Raw genomic sequence first — 17,816 nt, 5'->3', positions numbered from 1 at the left:
CGGGTCAATCCGCATCGATGGTTGCTTCAGACCCGTTGCCGCCTAGATCGCCCTGCCGTCCAAACCGAAGACGTGACAGCGGGCAGGATCGAAATAGACGGCGAGATTGGCGCCGCGCTCCACCTTCTGCTGGCCTTCGAGCGCTATGGTCAGCTGCTGGCTGTCGGGCGTGATGCCGTAGAGCATGGTCTCGCCGCCGAGATTCTCAACGAGCTCGACATTGACGGCGGCAAGCGCGATGCCGCCTTCACGGGCCGAGAGATGTTCGGGGCGAATGCCGAACGTGACGTCTTGTCCTTGCGACGCCCCCTTGAGGCGCCGCGGCAGGCGGATCGTGCCGCCGCAGACTTCGATGGCGGTTTCGGTTTCCGTGACGCTGCCGATCCGCGCCTTCAGGAAGTTCATCTTCGGGCTGCCGATGAAGCCGGCGACAAAGCGGTTGACCGGATTGTTGTAGAGATCGAGCGGCGCGCCGACCTGCTCGATCCGGCCGGAGTTCAGCACGACGATCTTGTCGGCCATGGTCATGGCCTCGACCTGGTCGTGGGTCACGTAGATCATGGTGTTGCCGAGATCGCGGTGAAGCCTGGAGATCTCGACGCGCATCTGGACGCGCAGTTCCGCGTCGAGGTTGGAAAGCGGCTCGTCGAAGAGGAAGATCCGCGGCTCGCGGACGATCGCCCGGCCGATCGCGACGCGCTGGCGCTGGCCGCCCGATAGCGCCTTTGGTTTGCGGTCGAGGAGTTTCTCGATCTGCAGGATTTCAGCGGCGCGCCGTACCTTCGGTTCGATATCGGTCTTCCTGTATCCGGCCGTCTCGAGGCCGAAGGCGAGGTTCTTGTAGACCGACATGTGCGGATACAGTGCATAGGACTGGAACACCATGGCGATGCCGCGCTTGGCGGGCGCCACTTCGTTCATCCGGTCGTTGTCGAGCATCAGCGTGCCGCCGGTAATCTCTTCGAGCCCGGCGATCATCCTTAGCAAGGTGGACTTGCCGCAGCCGGACGGGCCGACGAAGACGGCGAATTCGCCGGGATCTATGGTGAGGTCGATGCCGTGGATCACGTCGAGGGCGCCATAGCGCTTCTCGACCTTCTGAAGAACGACGCTGGTAGCCATTTGCAAATCCTCTCTCGGCCTATCGCGTATTGGCGCGCCAATCGGCGTATTTCGGACTGTCCGGCCCGATCGGGAGCGATATCTCCCGTCCCGTATCGGCCGACTGGTAGATCGCCGTCACCAGTTCCAGTGCCCGCCGGGCGTCCTTCGTCGTCACAGGCAGCGGCGCCGCGCCGCGCAAATGCGCGTGGAAATGGGCCATCTGGGTGGTGAAGCGCGGCGAAACAGGCTGCCAGTCGCCGATAACCGCGTCGATCTGCGCCTTCACGTCATCGTTGGCCGGGATCACCTTCCAGGGATCCTTGCCTGGCGTGTAGGGTTCGTGGCTGCTTTCGAAGGTGACATTCTCGAAATGGAGGCGCAGCCGGCTGATCTGCTCCTGCGAGCCGAGCGTGCAGGAGAGCGAGACGAAGGCGCCGTTCTGCATGAGGAGGCTCGCCGAGGCGCAATCCTCGACCTCGATGTCGTTGACGCGTGTCGCGACGCGCCCGAACACTTTGGAGACAGGACCGAGGAGATGCAGCAGCATATCGTGGAGATGCAGCGCATGGGTCACCAGCACGCCGCCAAGCTCCGTCGCCCATTTGCCGCGCCACGGGACCGAATAATAGGCGGGCGTGCGCAGCCAGAAGGTCTCGACCGAACCGACATAGGGCTTGCCGGCAATGCCGGCTTCGATGATGCGCTTCGCCTTTTCGATGCCGTCGCCGTAGCGATACTGAAAGATCGGCATCAGCACGCCCCGCGCGCCCTTCTCGGCCTCGATGATCGTGTCGACCCCGGCGAGCGAACCGGTCAGCGGCTTTTCGCAGATGACGTGCTTGCCGGCCGCGAGCGCGGCGATTACCTGCTCGAGGTGGATGCCCGGCGGCGTGCAGATGTCGACGATGTCGATCGTCTCGTCGGCAAGCACTTCCTCGAAGGAGGTCGTGCGGCCCTCGATGCCGAACTCGTTGCCGAACTCGTTGAGCCGTTCGACATTGAGATCGCAGATGGTCTTGACGCGGAACTTGTCTGGATGCGGCAGGTAGCCCTCGATCATGTGCAACCGTCCAATGCCGCAGCCTATGATGGCGACTGTCTTTACACTCATGGTCAGATCTTTTCCCGGTTCTGTTCGGCGATCGCCTGGGCGCGAAGCGCCAGCTCCATGGCCTTGAAGCAGCGCTCCTGCGGCATGGCGGTTTCGGTCCTGTCGCGGATATCGTTGAGGAGCTGGCGGCCGAAGGGCAGCTCGACCCCTGAGCAGTCGATGTGCTCGACGCCGTTCCGGTCGGCGAGGAAGAGGTGGTTGCCCCCTTCGCGGCCGGCGAGGTCGACCGTCTTGCGCACTTCGATCGTGCCGGTCGTGCCGACGATGAAGAGCCGGCCGTCGCCCCAGGTCGGCATGCCGTCCGGGGTCAGCCAGTTCACATGGATCGTACCGGTGGCTCTGGCCGTCGAAAGGTGGATGTTGCCGGTATCCTGCAGCTCCGCCTTGTCGGGCACGCTGCGGTTGTCGACGCTTGCCGACAGAATGGTCGCGTCGCTGGCACCGGTGAAGAACAGGAACTGCTCGCATTGATGCGAGGCGATGTCGACGAGGATGCCGCCGTAATCGGAGCGGCGGAAGAACCAGTCGGGGCGGGTCTCCCGGCGCAGCCGGTGCGGTCCGAGGCCGACGAGATGCACGACTTCGCCGATCGCGCCGGCAGCGACGAGCTCGCCGGCCTTGACGGTTGCCGGACTCTCGAAATGCTCCGAATAGAGGATGGAGTAGATCCGCCCGGTTTCGGCCTGGACCCGGCGGACCTTGGCGAGCTGGTCGAGGCTCGTCATGCCAGGCTTGTCGGTGAGAACATCCTTGCCGCGCTGCATGGCGCGGATCGCCAGTTCCGCCCGCTCCGCCGAGACCGCGGCGGAGGTGATAAGGCCGATGCTCTGGTCCTCGAGGATCTGCTCGAGCGACGCGATCCGCGGCACATCCCTGTAGACGCCCACAAATTCCGCGGCCAGCGCATCGTCCGGCTCGTGGAAGCCGACGAGGCGGGCGCCGGCGCGGACCAGGCAATTCACCTGGCCGTAGATATGGTTGTGGTTGAGGCCGACGGCGGCGAAACGCAATTCGGTCATGATGGTCCTTGAACTCCGTCGGTCAGCGTTTCATGCCGGTGGTGGCAATGCCTTCGATCAGCAGGCGCTGGAAGAACAGGAAGAAGAAGAACACCGGCACCAGCGACAGCGTCGACATGGCGAAGAGGCCGCCCCAGTCGGAGGTGCTGCTCGAGTCGACGAAGGTCCGGAGGCCCAGCTGGATCGTGTAGGTGTTCATGTCGTTCAGGTAGATCAGCGGCCCGAAGAAATCGTCCCAGGTCCAGATGAAGGAGAAGATCGCGGCCGTTGCCAGAACTGGCAGCGACAAGGGCAGCATGATCTTCCAGTAGATGCGCCAGGGGCCGCAGCCGTCCATCATCGCCGCCTCGTCGAGCTCTCGCGGAATGCCGCGGAAGAACTGCACCATCAGGAAGATGAAGAAGGCGTCGCTTGCCAGGAACTTCGGCACGACCAGCGGCAGGATGGTGTTGACCCAGCCGAGATCGAGGAAGAGGACATATTGCGGGATCAGCGTGACGTGATACGGGATCATCATCGTCCCGAGCATCATCGCGAACCAGAAATTTCGGCCGGCGAAGCGAAGTCGCGCAAAGGCGTAAGCGGCAAGCGAGCAGGCGATGACATTGCCGATCACCGTCAGCCCGGCGATGACCAGCGAGTTCCAGGTGAACCGCCCGAAGCTGACGTCGAGCCCGAACCAGCCGCGCACATAAGGGGAAAAATCCACCGACGAGGGCCAGAGCGTCGTCGAGGAGAAGATCTCGTCCTCCGGCCGGACCGATGCCGAGACCATCCACAAGAGCGGGTAGAGCATGGCGAAGGAGGCGGCGATCAGTCCGGCATGGATGAGCACGGAGCCGATCGGGCTGCGGCGACCGGCCGCCGGCGGGGGCGGTGCGGTGATCGAGCTCATGGTCGCGTCAGTCATCGTAATGCACCCAATAACGAGAGGTGAGGAACGAGAAGGCCGTGAACAGGCCGATGATCAGCACGAGGATCCAGGCGAGCGCCGAGGCATAGCCCATGCGGAAGTTGCCGAAGGCTTCCTGGTAGAGATAGAGCGTGTAGAACAGTGTCGAGTTGATCGGCCCGCCGGTGCCGCCGGAAATGATGAAGGCGGGGGTGAAGGCCTTGAAGGCCTCGATCGTCTGGACCACGGCATTGAAGAAAATAACAGGGGTGAGGAGCGGCAGGGTGATCTTGTAGAACTGCCGGAACTTCGATGCCCCGTCGAGGCTCGCCGCCTCGTACATGTCGGTCGGGATCTGCCGCAAGCCGGCGAGGAAGATGATCATCGGCGAACCGAACTGCCAGACGCTGAGCACGACCAGCGTCCAGATCGAATAGTCCGGATGCGAGATCCAGCTCGGGCCCTCGATGCCGACCTGGGCAAGCAGGCTGTTGATCAGGCCGTCGCCGGCAAAGAGCTGCCGCCAGAGCACGGCGATCGCCACGCTGCCGCCGAGCAGTGACGGCAGGTAGAAGATGGCGCGATAGACGGTGAGCCCCTTGATGCCGCGATTGAGAAGAATGGCGACGAGCAGCGCAAAGGCGAGCTTGAAGGGGACCGACAGCACCACATAGAGAAAGGTCACCTTGAGCGAGGCGGCGAACTTCGGGTCGGCCGTGGCGATGCGGACGTAGTTGGCCGCCCCGACCCACTCAGGAGAGCGGATCAGGTCGAAGCTGGTGAAGGAAAGATAGAGCGAGGCGACGGCAGGTCCGAGCGTCAGCCCGAAGAAGCCGACGAGCCACGGCAACAGGAACATGTAGCCGGCGCCGTGTTTCGTCCAGAGGGCGGCGAAGCGGCCCTGTGCGGCGGGGCGCGCCTGAGCGCCCCTGCCGACAGCCATGGCGGAATCCTGCACGGCAGCCATGCCCCTCATCCTCGCGACAGGATCTGCGTGACCTCGTTCACCAGGGTCTCGCCGCCCTGCTTCACGTCGAGCTGGCCGAAGCCCACCTGTTCGGCGACGGTGCGCAGCGCAAGCTCAGCCTCGCCGGCACCGGAGGGCGGCGGCGGCGGCAGCGCACCGGCGAGCGGACCGAGGCCCGACACATAGTCGAGTGCGGCGCGGCCGAGCTCGTCGAGCGTCGGTGCCAGTCCCTCGCGCACGGCCTTCGATTCCGGCACGCCGCGCTCGACGCCGAGGATTTCGGCAGCCTTGGGATCGGTGACGAAGAAGTTGACGTATTTGGCGCCGAGCTCCGGATCCTTGGTCTGTGCCGAGACCGAGAAGAACATCGAGGGCTTGCGGTAGTGGCCGCCTTTCGCGCCCTTGCCGATCAGCGGGTGGTTGCTGAGCGCCAGCTTGTCCTTGTTGATGCCCTGGTAGGCGACCAGCTGGTTGGAGTGGGCGTAGGATGTCGCCGACTTTCCGAGCGACAGCGGGCTCGTCTCGACATTGAACTGGTCGAGCGCCTGGATATCCGGCGGCACGCAGGCCTTCGCCTCGCGCATCGCCGCCCACATGGCGAACCATTCGGCCGCGTCGTTCGCGTCATAGGCGATCTTGCCGTCGGCGGTGAAAAGCGCCTTGCCGCGCTGGCGCAGCCAGTTCTCGAGGAGCGGTTCGACGCCGCTGCCGTCCGCCAGGCCGAAAAAGCCCTTGCGCTTGCCGGCCTTGGTGATCTCGGCGCCGATCCGCGCCATGTCGTCCCAGGTGGTGGACGGCGTCGGCAACTCGATGCCGGCTTCCTCGAAGGCCGCCACATTGACCAGCATCGTTGCCGAATTGGCGCCGAGGCTGACGCCATAGAGCTTGCCGTCGACGCTGCCGCCCTCGATCTGCACCTGGTCGAAATCGTCGACCTTCAGCACCGAGCCGAGATAGTCGTTGAGGGGCGCCAGCGCGCCGCGGCGGGCATATTCGACGATATAGCGATAGTCCATCTGGATGATGTCCGGCGCGTTGCGGCCGGCGACCTGGGTCGCAAGGCGCGGCCAGTAGTCGCTCCAGCCGAGGAATTCCCCGTTGATCGCGACATTTGTGTTCGCGGACTGAAAGAGCTGGTTGACCTTGTTGGTGCGGTCGGCGCGGGCCTGCGAGCCCCACCACAGCAGCCTGAGCCGCGCTTCCTGAGAAAGCGCGCTCGATGCCAGCACGGAATATGAAAGAAGTGCCGCCCCTCCGGCGAGCACGTTGCGTCTGGTCATGCGCATTGTCATCTGTTCCTCCTCCCTCCGGAACGCCTCCACAACGTTCCGTCACATGGTGCTCTTGCAACAAATAACTATTTGGTTACAAGTTATGGACAAGCAATGACCCTGTCAAGCAGTTGTGTACGTAGGTGTCATTATCTTGTAAGATTTTTTTACAATGTTGCATCGATTGCCGCTGATGGCAAGTGGTGGCGGAGGTGGCGGAATGGACAAGGCAGGGGCGGGCGCGAAGGCAAGGCGGGGGGGCAATGGCGGACGGGCGCAGCGGGCCGCGCAACGCGATCCCGAGCGCACGCGCGCCTCGATCCTTGCGGCCGCGACGGTCGAGTTCGCGGAGAACGGCATCGGCGGCGCCCGGGTCGACGCGATCGCCGAACGGGCCGGCACCAACAAGCGGATGCTCTATCATTATTTCGGCGACAAGGAGCAGCTCTACCTCGCCGTTCTCGAGGAGGCCTACATCGGCATTCGAACGGCAGAAAAAACGTTGAATCTCAGCGATTTGGCGCCTGAACAGGGGGTGGCGGAACTCGCCATGTTCACCTGGAAGTACTTCCTCGATCATCCGGAGTTCCTGAGCCTGCTCGGCACCGAGAACCTGCACAGGGCCCGCTGGCTGCGGCAGTCGACACGGCTCAAGGAACTGCATTCGGGTTTCATCGACAAGCTCGCTGACCTGCTCGATCGCGGCAAGGCGAAGGGTCTGTTCCGTATCGATGTCGATCCCTTGAACGTCTATCTGACGATCGCCGCACTTGGCTATTTCTATCTCTCCAACCAGCACACGCTGACGACGATCTTCGGCCGCGACCTCATGGACGAGGCAAATCTCGAGGCCTGGAAGCGCCACATCGTTCAGGTCACCTTGGCCTCCATTCGCCGCTGAATCGCTGACATGTCGTTTTTAATGTTGACAAGTGGGTTTTCTCTCTGCGACAAAGTAACCGTTTAGTTACTGGCGTGGGAGGGCTGGTCCACTCCCGCTGAGCCTGGCAGGGAGGTAACCGCATGCCACGTTTGGGGATAATTCTTCATGGCGTCACCGGCCGGATGGGCTACAACCAGCATCTGGTGCGCTCGATCCTGGCCATTCGCGACCAGGGCGGCATCACGCTCCAATCCGGCGAAAGGCTGGAGATCGACCCGATCATCGTCGGACGCAACCGCGACAAGATGGAGCAACTGGCGAAACGCCACAACATTGCCCGCTGGTCGACCGATCTAAACGCGGCGCTCGCCGATTCGAAGGACCAGATCTTCTTCGATGCCGGCACGACGCTGATGCGCGCCGAGCTGATCGGCAGGGCGCTTGACGCCGGCAAGCATGTCTATTGCGAAAAGCCGATCTCCGATGATCTGAGGACTGCCGTCAAGCTGGCGCGAAAGGCGCGCGCCTCCGGCCTGAAGCACGGCGTGGTGCAGGACAAGCTGTTCCTGCCTGGGCTCCGCAAACTGGCGCTGCTCAGGGATTCGGGCTTCTTCGGGAAAATCCTCTCGGTGCGCGGCGAGTTCGGCTACTGGGTGTTCGAAGGCGATTGGGGGGTGCCGGCCCAGCGGCCCTCCTGGAACTACCGCAAGAACGACGGCGGCGGCATCATTCTCGATATGCTCTGCCACTGGCGCTACGTGCTCGACAACCTCTTCGGCGAAGTCAAGGCCGTCTCCTGCCTCGGCGCCACCCACATCCCGAGCCGCGTCGACGAGCAGGGCCGGACCTATGACTGCGACACGGACGATGCGGCCTATGCGACATTCGAGCTCGAGGGCGGGGTGATCGCGCAGGTCAACTCCTCCTGGGCGGTCCGGGTGCGCCGTGACGATCTCGTCACCTTCCAGGTCGACGGGACGCACGGCTCGGCCGTCGCGGGGCTGACGAAATGCTGGACCCAGCACCGCGTCAACACGCCGAAGCCGGTCTGGAACCCCGACCAGCCGCAGACGATCGATTTCTACAAGACCTGGGACGAGGTGCCGGACACGCAGGTCTTCGACAACGGCTTCAAGGCGCAATGGGAAATGTTCCTGCGCCACGTCGTCGAGGACGCGCCCTGGCCCTACGGCCTCGAAGCCGGCGCCAAGGGCGTGCAGCTTGCCGAACTCGGCCTCAAATCCTGGGCCGAACGCCGCTGGCTCGACGTTCCGGAACTGGAGTTCTGAGCCATGGCAAGCATCGATCTTCCCCACGAAGGCAGGCTTGCCCGGTACGAGCTCACCGGCCGGCCGATTCCGCTCAGGAAGCGCGAGGCGTTCGCCTTTCCGCGGGTCGCCTTCGCGGCCGCCCATGTCGTCGCCGATCCGCTCGCCGACAACGATCCGTGGCTGACTCCGGCGATCGACTGGGAACGGACGCTCGCATTTCGCCATCGCCTCTGGGATCTCGGCCTTGGCGTCGCCGAAGCGATGGACACCGCCCAGCGGGGCATGGGGCTCGGCTGGGCGGAGGCGCGCGACCTCATCCGCCGGGCGCTTGCCGAGGCGCGCGGCCGCCCCGGCGCGCTGATTGCCTGCGGCGCCGGCACCGACCATCTGGCGCCTAGCCCGCAGGTGACGGTCGAAGAGATTATCAGGGCCTATGAGAGCCAGATCGAAACGATCGAAGCGGAGAACGGCCGGATCATCCTGATGGCGAGCCGGGCGCTCGCCGCGGCCGCCAGAGGCCCGGACGACTATGTCCGCGTCTATGACCGCATCCTCTCGCAGGTGAAGCAGCCGCTGATCATCCATTGGCTCGGCGAGATGTTCGACCCGGCCCTCGAAGGCTATTGGGGCGATGCCGACCACATGGAGGCGATGAAGACCTGCCTCAAGGTTATCGAGGCGCATGCCGCCAAGGTCGACGGCATCAAGATCTCGCTCCTTTCGAAGGAGAAGGAGATCGTCATGCGGCGGCAATTGCCGCAGGGCGTGCGCATGTATACCGGCGACGACTTCAACTATGCCGAACTGATCGCCGGCGACGAGAGAGGCCATTCGGACGCGCTTCTCGGGATATTCGATGCGATCGCGCCGGTGGCCTCGGCCGCGCTGGAGGCGCTGGGCGAGGGGCGGAATGGTGCGTTCTTCGAATTGCTCGAGCCGACCGTGCCGCTGTCGCGCCATATCTTCAAGGCGCCGACACGCTTCTACAAGACCGGCGTCGTTTTCCTCGCCTATCTCAACGGATTGCAGGATCATTTCGCGATGATAGGCGGGCAACAGAGCGCCCGCTCGCTCGCCCATCTCTCCGAACTTTTCCGGCTGGCGGACAGGGCCGGTGCTCTCGCCGATCCGGAACTTGCGACGGCGCGGATGCGGCGTGTGCTCGCCGTCCATGGCGTCGCGTGAGGCGAGGCCATGACGGGTGCCCCTCGCATCAGGCTCGTTGACGCGGAATTCTTCGAGCGGCCGGTCGATTTCCGCTTTCCTTTCCGCTTCGGCGCGGCGCGGGTCGAGCGCGCCCCGCAGGCCTTCGTCCGGGTCCGGATCGAGGATGAAAGAGGCCGTTCCGCCGCCGGCTGGTCGGCCGAGATGATGATGCCCAAATGGTTCGACAAGAACCCGGCGCTGTCGCCCGGAGACAATGTCGAGCAGCTTCGTGGGTCTCTGTCTCTCGCGATCGAAGGACTCGGATCGCTACCGGCGAACACCGCCTTCGGTCTCCATGCTGCCGCCGAGGCGGATCATCTCTGGGCGGCCGCACGGCATGGCCTGCCGGCGCTTGTCGCCTCCTACGGGTTGGCCCTTGTCGACCGTGCCATCATCGATGCCCTCTGCCGAATGAAGGGCGTCAGTGCAGCGGCTGCGGTGACCGGCAATCTGCTCGGTATCACCGACAGCACCGCTCCCGATCTTGCCGGCTTCGATCTCACCCGATTCATTTCGCGGCTGGCGCCCGCGCCCAAGCTTGCCGTCCGCCATACGATCGGCCTTGCGGATGCCCTGAACGCCACCGAGCTGGAACCTGCGCAACGGCTCGAAGATGGGCTGCCGCAGACCTTGGACGAGGTGATCGCCGCCTATGGCCACCGCTACTTCAAGATCAAGGTCTCGGGCCGCCCCGCGGAAGATGCCGAGCGGCTGATTGCGACCGCCGCGGTGCTCGACCGCATCCCCGAAGAGTATCAGGTGACGCTCGACGGCAACGAGCAGTTCGAAAGCGGCGAAGTGGTCGCCGACCTTCTCGACCGGATCGAGAGCGAGCCGCGCCTGAAACGGTTGCGGGCGTCCGTGCTGTTCTTCGAGCAGCCGATCGCCCGTGCGGATGCGCTGTCGAAATCGGTCGCTGCGATCGCCGAGCGCTTGCCGCTCGAGATCGACGAGTCCGACGGCGACGTCGGATCCTTCCTGCGGGCCCGCGAACTCGGCTATGCCGGCATCTCGTCGAAATCCTGCAAGGGCTTCTATCGCTCGCTGATCAATCGCGCCCGTATCGAGAAATGGAACGGCGAGGCCGGCCATGCCCGCTATTTCATGTCAGCCGAGGACCTGACGACGCAGGCCGGCTTGGGGCTGCAGCAGGACCTCGTATTGGCAGCACTCGTCGGCGCCGGGCACATCGAGCGCAACGGCCATCACTATGTCGACGGCATGGGCCGGGCGCCCAACGCGGAGCAGGCCGCCTATCTCGCCGCCCATGGCGATCTCTACGAGAACGCCGGCGGGCGGGCGCGACTCGCCATCCGGAACGGCGAAGTCACCTTTGCATCCGTCTTGAGGGTCACCGGCCTCGGCTCCGCGGTCGAGCCGGACTGGGCTTCGATGGCGGGCTGAAAAAGCGGGAGGAGAACACCATGCAGGTCGACGGTCTTTCCATCAATCTTGCGACGATACGCGAGCAATGCGGTTTTGCCGAAGCGGTGGATGTCTGCCTGAAGCACGGCATCACGGCGATCGCTCCTTGGCGCGACCAGGTGGCGGCGATCGGTCTTGACGAGGCCGTACGCATCGTCCGTTCCAACGGGCTGAAGCTGACCGGCCTCTGCCGCGGCGGCTTTTTTCCAGCGGCGGACGCGGCTGGCCGCGAAAAGGCGCTCGACGACAATCGGCGCGCGATCGACGAGGCCGCGGCACTTGGCGCCGATTGCCTGGTCCTCGTCGTCGGCGGCCTGCCCGGCGGTTCCAGGGACATCGAACGGGCGCGCCGCATGGTCGAGGAGGGGATCGCCGCCGTGCTGCCGCATGCTCGCGCGGCAGGCGTGCCGCTGGCGATCGAGCCGCTCCATCCGATGTATGCGGCCGACCGGGCCTGCGTGAACACGCTCGGCCAGGCGCTCGATATCTGTGACGCGGTCGGACCGGGCGTCGGCGTGGCGATCGACGTCTACCATGTCTGGTGGGATCCCGATCTCGCCAACCAGATCGCCCGGGCCGGCCGGATGAAGGCGATCCTCGCGCATCACATCTGCGACTGGCTGGTCCGGACCAGGGACATGCTGACCGATCGCGGCATGATGGGGGACGGCGTCATCGACCTCAAGGGCATCCGGGCTCACATCGAGGCGGCGGGCTTTTTCGGGGCGCAGGAGGTCGAGATCTTCTCCGCCGAGAACTGGTGGAAGCGCCCGGCCGAGGAGGTGATCGGCACCTGCGTCGAGCGCTTTCGAAGCTGCTGCTGAAAGATACTACTCGGCTATAATGCTTACAAGCAAGGCATCAATTCCCGAGGTTGTCGATTGACTTTCGTGGATGTCGATCAGTAACATGTATTCTAAATTTACATGTTGATCCCTTTTTGCCGCCGGACGCGCGGCGCCACTCCAGACAGGATTGCGTGAGAGATGATGGATGACAAACGTCGTTTTGCGCTGGTCGGCACCGGCAACCGCGGCACCACCATGTGGGGCAAGGACCTTCTCGCCGGTTGGCGCGGCTTCGTCGATCTCGTCGCGATAGCCGACACCAATGCGTTGCGGGCGGAGCGTGCCCGCACGATGATCGCCAGCAACGCGCCGATCTATGTCGATGTCGACACGATGCTCACCGAAACGCGGCCGGATCTGGTGATCGTCTGCACCCCGGACGACACCCATGACGATATCGTCGTGAAGGCGCTCGAATCCGGCGCCGACGTCATCACCGAGAAGCCGATGGCGACGACGGTCGAGAAGATCCGCCGCATTCTCGATGCGGAAAAGCGCACCGGCCGGCGGGTGGACGTCTCCTTCAACTACCGCTTCGCGCCGACGGCGGCGCGCATCAAGGAACTCATCGATGCCGGCGAGATCGGCCGCGTCACCTCTGTCGACTTCCACTGGTATCTCGACACTCGCCACGGCGCCGACTATTTCCGCCGCTGGCACGCCTATACGGACCGCTCCGGCAGCCTTTTCGTCCACAAGGCGACGCATCATTTCGACCTTTTGAACTGGTATCTCGACAGCGACCCGGAAACGGTCAGCGCCTTTGCCGAGCTGCAGATGTACGGGCGCAAGGGGCCGTTCCGCGGCCCGCGCTGCAAGCTGTGTCCCCATAAGGCAAGCTGCGACTTCTATCTGGATATCGGGGCTGATCCGTTCCTCGACGCGCTCTACGAACAGCCCGCTGAGATCGACGGTTATTACCGCGACGGCTGCGTGTTCCGCGAGGACATCGACATTCCCGATACGATGGTCGCGAATATCCGCTACCGCAACGACGTCCATGTCTCCTATTCGCTGAACACCTTCCAGCCGATCGAGGGCCACCACATCGCCTTCAACGGAACGAAGGGCAGGATCGAGCTTCGTCAATTTGAGGATCAACCCTGGGAGACGACGCCGGAAGACGTCATCCTGCTCGTGCGCAATTTCCCGAAGGGCCAGCCTGCCGTCGAGCGCATCAAGGTGCCGCATTCGCCGGGCGGGCATTACGGCGGCGACGACCGCATGCGCAACATGATCTTCAAGCCGGGCATTGCCGATCCGCTGGGGCAACGGGCCGGCGCGCGGGCCGGGGCGCTTTCGGTCCTCTGCGGTATATCAGCGCTTCAAAGCGCGCGGAGCGGCAAGGTCGTGCGGCTGGCCGATCTGATGCCGGATCTCTTCGACAGCGGCACCCGTCCGGTTCCCCAGTTCGCGGCGCAATCCTCCGGCGGGCGCCGTTAACACCCAAGGTACGTCGCATTCGCGTTCCTACAGTGCTTGGGATTGGCGATGCGCCGTCGTTTCTGTGACAGCACAGGAATGAGGATCGTTTTTGTCCATGTCGCAGGCCCAAAGCCGCTGCGCATCCTTGGGGGACATGCATTACGAGAGTTGCCGCTTCGTTTTGCCATTACAAAGGCGTAACTTCGCTCCGACGTGAGATTACGATATGGGTCGGCTCGCACCTGGCCTCATCGAAAGGAGCGCTCCGATGCCTCTGAAAAGAAGAACGATCATTCTCGGCGGCGGTGCGCTGCTGGCCGGAGCGGGTGCAGTCTTTATGGCGCGCGGCAGCGGCGGTGCGCCCATTTCCCTCCACAGTTTCGACTGGAAAGCATCAGACTTCCGCGCGGGCGGCACGGCCGGCATCTCCGGCGCCTTGCCTGAGCCGATCTTCCGGGCCGAGCCACAATGCATCGCGACGCTTGCCCAGACCCTCGGTCCCTGCCACACCAACGACGTGCCGATCCGCAGCGACGTGACCGAGGGCGTCGCGGGGTTGCCGACCCGCGTCAGCCTTCGCCTCGTCGAGGCTTCGACCTGCAAGCCGGTCGAGGGAGCGGATGTCGAGATCTGGCATACGGACGCGCGCGGCGTCTATTCCGGAGAGGCGGCCGCGATGTGCAACGCGGGCGAGGCCAGGGCGAGAAGCACGAGCTTCCTGCGTGGCCGGCAGATCAGCGATGCCAACGGCGTCGTCAGCTTTCTCACGGTTTATCCTGGCTGGTACCCGAGCCGCGCCGTCCATATCCATCTGCGCGTTCTCCTCGGCGACCGCGAACTGCTGGTCAGTCAGCTTCTTTTCGACGATGCCTTGAGCGATCTCGTCTATCAGGGGCATCCCGACTATGCGGCGCGGCCCGTGCGCGCCACCATGAATGGCGGCGATACGGTGTTCTCCTCGAGCGAGGCTTCGCACTTCATCTTCGATTTCGAGAAGCTCGACGGCGGGGTGCTGCAGGCAAGCTACACGATCGGGATTGCGGCCTGACCTCCAGAACTAGATCTAGCACCTCGCATTCGCCGCCCCGCTGCGCTACAGGAAGCATAGCAGCCTTCCCGGGGCTCCGGCCGAAAGTCTCGGTCGTCGAGCCTCACCGCCGGAGAACGAGCAAAGGAAGGCGCCACTTCGAAAGGCCCGACGTCGCATGAACAATCCCGTCGATATCGTCATCTATCACAATCCGGCTTGCGGCACCTCGCGCAACACGCTCGCGATGATCCGCAATGCCGGCATCGAGCCGCATGTGATCGAGTATGTGAAGACGCCGCCGAGCCGTGCCCTGCTTCAGCAACTGATCGCACGCATGGGCATTTCGGCGCGCGAACTGTTGCGCGAGAAGGGGACGCCCTTTGCGGAACTCGGGCTTTCGGATCCGGCTCTGACCGACGAGCAGCTCCTCGACGCGATGCTCGAGCATCCGATCCTGATCAACCGACCGATCGTCGTTTCGCCGCTCGGGGTAAGACTGTGCCGCCCGTCGGAAACCGTGCTGGATCTTCTGCCGCAAGGACAGCAAGGCGCGTTCGCGAAAGAGGACGGCGAAGTCGTCGTCGATGCGAGCGGTCGCCGCGTCTAGCGAACCAAACGAACAATCGCCGGTGGAAGCCATCCAGCTCGACCAGGACGTCCAACTGCTTAAGGGGTGGAGTTGCGCGCCGAGGCCAGGGCTCATCTGTGGAGCCGGATTGCTTCGGCCGCGGGGATGCGCAACTCCTGCTGCATGTTCCTTAAACCGGTACACGCAGCATTTCCGGACGTCCGGCCATAGTGGGCGTGGAATTTCGCCGGGGGCGGGGGCGTATCTGCGCGTTGGGTGCAGCAGTGGATGCAACCGTCGCGATGCCGCAGGCATCGCGACGGCACAAACGAACCTAGAAATCTTGACATCGCCCCTATCCAGCCAGAGACCTCACGATTCGTTGAAGTACATGGGCAATATAACTAGGTGATGCAAATTATATACAATCAAGTTACTATCAACGCCGTTACGCAATACGTGGCGTTGACTATGGATATATGATTACAGCTGTCGGAGGCGATTGTCATTATCGTGCCATCCCGATAGTTATCGCACCGTGCATTTCTACTCAAAATGGAGTAGAACTGGGTTCTGCTAAGTGCTGAGTGGGCTCTGCACGACGCCATACACCGATACGTCTGTGTATGTAGCCACGCCTAGAACGTGTAATCGCCCGGATCGAGGCGGGAGAGTTTGTATGCGTGATCGTCCCACGGGGCCCGAGTCGGAGGACAATCCGACCGGAGCGCCTGAAAGGCAGCCGCAGCCGGAACGCCGCCGTTGGCCGCGCGAGGCCGCGGTCCGGGCACCCCCGCGCCCCGCCGGGCCGCCGGCGCTGAGCCCCATGCGCTTCTCGACACGCGGGCTTCCACCGGCAGAGCAGTTTCAGGCCTGGCGGGCGCATATGGCGCCTCTGTTCGAGGTCCGGTTGCCTGACAGTGTTCCGCCGCAGGACGGGTTTGTTGCTGACCAGACGGCCTGGCATCTCGGCAATCTGCTCATCGTGCAACAGCACGTGCCCGGCCATAGCTACCTGCGCCCGCAGGCGATGCTGCGCGCGAGCCCGATCGATCACTGGTACGTGGAACTGCTTCGTAGCGGCATGAGCTGGACGGAAGTCGATCGCGGCGTTGCCGAGAACGGGCCCGGCAGACTGGTGTTCCGCTCGCTCGGCTATCCCTTTCGCGGCCGGACGACGGCGGCGGACGCCGTTCTCCTCTTCATGCCCTACGAGCTTTTCGCCGATGATGCCGCGGTGCTGGGCGGATCCAACAATGCGGTCTTGTCGGGCAACCTGGCCGATCTGCTGATCAACTTCATCAACGGTATCGAGCCAAGCCTCGACCGGCTGACGGCCGAGGAACTACCGCGGATCGTTCACACGGTGCGCGACATGGTCGTCGCATGCGTCGCCTCTGCCGCGAGGCCGGAGGCGGCCGGACCCCAGACGAATACGGGAATGATGGAGCGAGCGCACCGGTACATTCATCTCAACCTGCATTCGGCCGACCTGACGCCGGATGCCATCTGCCGGGCGATCGGCATCTCCCGCACCCGGCTCTACCAACTCTTCGAAGCGAGCGGTGGCGTTCTCAACTATATCCGCAGGCGCCGGCTGCAGCAGGCGCATGGGGCGCTCAGCGATCCGGCCGACAGCCGGCCGATCGCCGAGATTGCCGAGGCTGCCGGTTTCGACGTCGCCGCCAATTTCACCCGCGCCTTCAGCCACGAATTCGGGGTGAGCCCCCGGGAGGTCCGAAAGGCCGCGGCCCCGGAGCGCCCCGTTGCGCCGCTCGCTCCGACCGGCCGACACCGTGGGTCGACGATCGGAGACTGGCTCAAGGCGCTCGGCTGCTGACGGGTGATTGATCGGGCGCGGCGCTACGCGATCGGATTTCAGCCGAGCCTGAGGTCGACCCCCGGGTGCAACTTCTTGAGGTTCGGCAGCGACTTCGACTGCCAGGGAAACTCCGGACTTCCGCGCACGGTGAACTGCACGTTCGGCCTCTTGCGGGCCTCGATCGTCAGCTTGGCGAGCAGGTTGATGCCCGAGGAATTGAGAAACTGCAAACCGGTGACGTCGACCGTCAGGCGGTCCGGCTCGGTTTCGAGAATGCTCATCACCAAGGAATATATAGGGGCATAGGCCTCCGTGCTCGGCAGCCGCATGGTGCCGTCGAAGTATATGTCCTTGCCCTCCGACCAAACGCGATACTCTTCTTCCTTGATTTCCATGTTTTTCGTTGCCCATCAATTCGAGGGTTCAGGGACTGTGATCGACGCATAGGTCTCCAGCGGGATACGGCTCTCCTTTTCGCCGGATCCGAAAACCCAGGCAAAATGAGCGCCATAATCGCTCATGAGCGTCAGAAGACCAAGTCCCGAGCCGCCGGGGCTCGCGCCCAATGCATTCTCTTCAATCCGTTTGATCAGAAGCTCGCCCGGATCTCCCGTGGTGATCTCGGAAAGCAGATGCTGGAAGCGCCGTGCCGTTTCCTTGTCGACGAAATTGGAGACCTTGGCGCGAAACGCATTGGACGCGACCGCGGTCTCGACGACGATTTCTCCCGAGGCTCGAAACTTCACCGCATTTTCGATGAGCTCGTTCGTCAGATAGCCGACATTGTGCCGCACCTCCTTGTAGAGGTTGCGGGATGTCCGATAGCGCAAGGCGACGAACTCGGCGACGAAATCCGAGGTCATCGCGCAGTGCTTCCAGCTCAGGTCGAGCGGGCCTTCGAACAGGCGAAGCGTGGTCACGTTTTCGCCCGTACCGATGGCGAGGTCTGCCATTCCATATAAGGTCGTCATCGC

The 17,816-nt window shown here is 63.7% G+C and carries 17 protein-coding genes; 9 read left to right on the top strand and 8 right to left on the bottom strand.

Annotation, left to right across the window (positions count from 1 at the left end; all coding sequences use genetic code 11):
* Positions 1-42: 42 nt before the first annotated feature.
* From AU381_RS21310 to AU381_RS21285, 6 genes are read right to left on the bottom strand one after another with little or no spacing between them, the layout of a single operon-like run.
* Positions 43-1,122 (bottom strand): ABC transporter ATP-binding protein, encoded by a 1,080-nt coding sequence (locus AU381_RS21310; RefSeq protein ID WP_064243721.1) that lies wholly within the window; start codon positions 1,120-1,122, stop codon positions 43-45.
* Positions 1,123-1,141: 19 nt separating this feature from the next.
* Complete coding sequence (locus AU381_RS21305; RefSeq protein ID WP_064243720.1) at positions 1,142-2,215, bottom strand: Gfo/Idh/MocA family protein; 1,074 nt, start codon at positions 2,213-2,215, stop codon at positions 1,142-1,144.
* Positions 2,216-2,217: 2 nt separating this feature from the next.
* Positions 2,218-3,234: a Gfo/Idh/MocA family protein gene (locus tag AU381_RS21300; protein ID WP_064243719.1), complete on the bottom strand. Its 1,017-nt coding sequence runs from the start codon at positions 3,232-3,234 to the stop codon at positions 2,218-2,220.
* Between the two features lie 22 nt (positions 3,235-3,256).
* Positions 3,257-4,144 carry a carbohydrate ABC transporter permease gene (locus AU381_RS21295; RefSeq protein ID WP_064243718.1) on the bottom strand — a complete coding sequence of 296 codons (888 nt, stop codon included), beginning with the start codon at positions 4,142-4,144 and terminating at the stop codon, positions 3,257-3,259.
* A complete protein-coding gene (locus AU381_RS21290; protein WP_064243717.1) occupies positions 4,137-5,093 on the bottom strand; it encodes a carbohydrate ABC transporter permease in 957 nt (318 codons plus the stop codon). The genes AU381_RS21295 and AU381_RS21290 overlap by 8 nt, the downstream gene beginning before the upstream one ends.
* Before the next feature lie 5 nt (positions 5,094-5,098).
* Positions 5,099-6,385, bottom strand: coding sequence for an ABC transporter substrate-binding protein (locus tag AU381_RS21285; RefSeq protein ID WP_064243716.1), 1,287 nt, complete (start codon positions 6,383-6,385; stop codon positions 5,099-5,101).
* 199 nt (positions 6,386-6,584) lie between these two features.
* Here AU381_RS21285 and AU381_RS21280 point away from each other — a divergent pair, with 199 nt between their 5' ends.
* From AU381_RS21280 to AU381_RS21240, 9 genes are all read left to right on the top strand, one after another.
* Entirely contained in the window at positions 6,585-7,265 is a 681-nt protein-coding gene (locus AU381_RS21280) for a TetR/AcrR family transcriptional regulator (protein WP_064243715.1), read from the top strand.
* A 122-nt stretch (positions 7,266-7,387) separates the two neighbouring features.
* On the top strand, positions 7,388-8,536 hold the full coding sequence (locus tag AU381_RS21275; RefSeq protein ID WP_064243714.1) for a Gfo/Idh/MocA family protein: 1,149 nt from the start codon (positions 7,388-7,390) through the stop codon (positions 8,534-8,536).
* Positions 8,537-8,539: 3 nt separating this feature from the next.
* Complete coding sequence (locus AU381_RS21270) at positions 8,540-9,703, top strand: dihydrodipicolinate synthase family protein (RefSeq protein WP_064243713.1); 1,164 nt, start codon at positions 8,540-8,542, stop codon at positions 9,701-9,703.
* Between the two features lie 9 nt (positions 9,704-9,712).
* Positions 9,713-11,128 (top strand): enolase C-terminal domain-like protein, encoded by a 1,416-nt coding sequence (locus tag AU381_RS21265; protein ID WP_064243712.1) that lies wholly within the window; start codon positions 9,713-9,715, stop codon positions 11,126-11,128.
* 20 nt (positions 11,129-11,148) lie between these two features.
* Positions 11,149-11,973: a sugar phosphate isomerase/epimerase family protein gene (locus AU381_RS21260; RefSeq protein WP_064243711.1), complete on the top strand. Its 825-nt coding sequence runs from the start codon at positions 11,149-11,151 to the stop codon at positions 11,971-11,973.
* Between the two features lie 162 nt (positions 11,974-12,135).
* A complete protein-coding gene (locus tag AU381_RS21255; RefSeq protein ID WP_082910256.1) occupies positions 12,136-13,440 on the top strand; it encodes a Gfo/Idh/MocA family protein in 1,305 nt (434 codons plus the stop codon).
* A 250-nt stretch (positions 13,441-13,690) separates the two neighbouring features.
* Positions 13,691-14,470: an intradiol ring-cleavage dioxygenase gene (locus AU381_RS21250; RefSeq protein ID WP_082910319.1), complete on the top strand. Its 780-nt coding sequence runs from the start codon at positions 13,691-13,693 to the stop codon at positions 14,468-14,470.
* Between the two features lie 157 nt (positions 14,471-14,627).
* Positions 14,628-15,059 (top strand): arsenate reductase (glutaredoxin), encoded by a 432-nt coding sequence (gene arsC, locus AU381_RS21245; protein WP_064243709.1) that lies wholly within the window; start codon positions 14,628-14,630, stop codon positions 15,057-15,059.
* 640 nt (positions 15,060-15,699) lie between these two features.
* A complete protein-coding gene (locus tag AU381_RS21240) occupies positions 15,700-16,860 on the top strand; it encodes a helix-turn-helix transcriptional regulator (RefSeq protein ID WP_064243708.1) in 1,161 nt (386 codons plus the stop codon).
* A gap of 38 nt (positions 16,861-16,898) precedes the next feature.
* Here the strand turns inward: AU381_RS21240 and AU381_RS21235 are convergent, their stop codons facing one another.
* Positions 16,899-17,237: a slr1659 superfamily regulator gene (locus AU381_RS21235; RefSeq protein WP_064243707.1), complete on the bottom strand. Its 339-nt coding sequence runs from the start codon at positions 17,235-17,237 to the stop codon at positions 16,899-16,901.
* A 15-nt stretch (positions 17,238-17,252) separates the two neighbouring features.
* The gene (locus AU381_RS21230) at positions 17,253-17,813 is read right to left on the bottom strand and encodes a slr1658 superfamily regulator (protein ID WP_064243706.1); all 561 of its coding nucleotides are present in this window, start codon (positions 17,811-17,813) and stop codon (positions 17,253-17,255) included.
* Positions 17,814-17,816 lie beyond the last annotated feature (3 nt).

This window comes from Sinorhizobium glycinis (assembly GCF_001651865.1).
Classification (GTDB): Bacteria; Pseudomonadota; Alphaproteobacteria; order Rhizobiales; family Rhizobiaceae; genus Sinorhizobium; species Sinorhizobium glycinis.
Note: the sequence above shows the minus strand (reverse complement) of the source record. Positions and strands in the feature narration are given on the sequence as shown.

What these genes read in the sequence shown, in the direction of transcription:
- AU381_RS21300 (WP_064243719.1), bottom strand. Translation starts at nt 3,234, where the DNA reads ATGACCGAATTGCGTTTCGCCGCCGTCGGCCTCAACCACAACCATATC.
- AU381_RS21305 (WP_064243720.1), bottom strand. Translation starts at nt 2,215, where the DNA reads ATGAGTGTAAAGACAGTCGCCATCATAGGCTGCGGCATTGGACGGTTG.
- AU381_RS21235 (WP_064243707.1), bottom strand. Translation starts at nt 17,237, where the DNA reads ATGGAAATCAAGGAAGAAGAGTATCGCGTTTGGTCGGAGGGCAAGGAC.
- AU381_RS21250 (WP_082910319.1), top strand. Translation starts at nt 13,691, where the DNA reads ATGCCTCTGAAAAGAAGAACGATCATTCTCGGCGGCGGTGCGCTGCTG.
- AU381_RS21290 (WP_064243717.1), bottom strand. Translation starts at nt 5,093, where the DNA reads ATGGCTGCCGTGCAGGATTCCGCCATGGCTGTCGGCAGGGGCGCTCAG.
- AU381_RS21270 (WP_064243713.1), top strand. Translation starts at nt 8,540, where the DNA reads ATGGCAAGCATCGATCTTCCCCACGAAGGCAGGCTTGCCCGGTACGAG.
- AU381_RS21240 (WP_064243708.1), top strand. Translation starts at nt 15,700, where the DNA reads ATGCGTGATCGTCCCACGGGGCCCGAGTCGGAGGACAATCCGACCGGA.
- AU381_RS21310 (WP_064243721.1), bottom strand. Translation starts at nt 1,122, where the DNA reads ATGGCTACCAGCGTCGTTCTTCAGAAGGTCGAGAAGCGCTATGGCGCC.
- AU381_RS21295 (WP_064243718.1), bottom strand. Translation starts at nt 4,144, where the DNA reads ATGACTGACGCGACCATGAGCTCGATCACCGCACCGCCCCCGCCGGCG.
- AU381_RS21255 (WP_082910256.1), top strand. Translation starts at nt 12,136, where the DNA reads ATGATGGATGACAAACGTCGTTTTGCGCTGGTCGGCACCGGCAACCGC.
- AU381_RS21230 (WP_064243706.1), bottom strand. Translation starts at nt 17,813, where the DNA reads ATGACGACCTTATATGGAATGGCAGACCTCGCCATCGGTACGGGCGAA.
- AU381_RS21275 (WP_064243714.1), top strand. Translation starts at nt 7,388, where the DNA reads ATGCCACGTTTGGGGATAATTCTTCATGGCGTCACCGGCCGGATGGGC.
- AU381_RS21260 (WP_064243711.1), top strand. Translation starts at nt 11,149, where the DNA reads ATGCAGGTCGACGGTCTTTCCATCAATCTTGCGACGATACGCGAGCAA.
- arsC (WP_064243709.1), top strand. Translation starts at nt 14,628, where the DNA reads ATGAACAATCCCGTCGATATCGTCATCTATCACAATCCGGCTTGCGGC.
- AU381_RS21280 (WP_064243715.1), top strand. Translation starts at nt 6,585, where the DNA reads ATGGACAAGGCAGGGGCGGGCGCGAAGGCAAGGCGGGGGGGCAATGGC.
- AU381_RS21265 (WP_064243712.1), top strand. Translation starts at nt 9,713, where the DNA reads ATGACGGGTGCCCCTCGCATCAGGCTCGTTGACGCGGAATTCTTCGAG.
- AU381_RS21285 (WP_064243716.1), bottom strand. Translation starts at nt 6,385, where the DNA reads ATGACAATGCGCATGACCAGACGCAACGTGCTCGCCGGAGGGGCGGCA.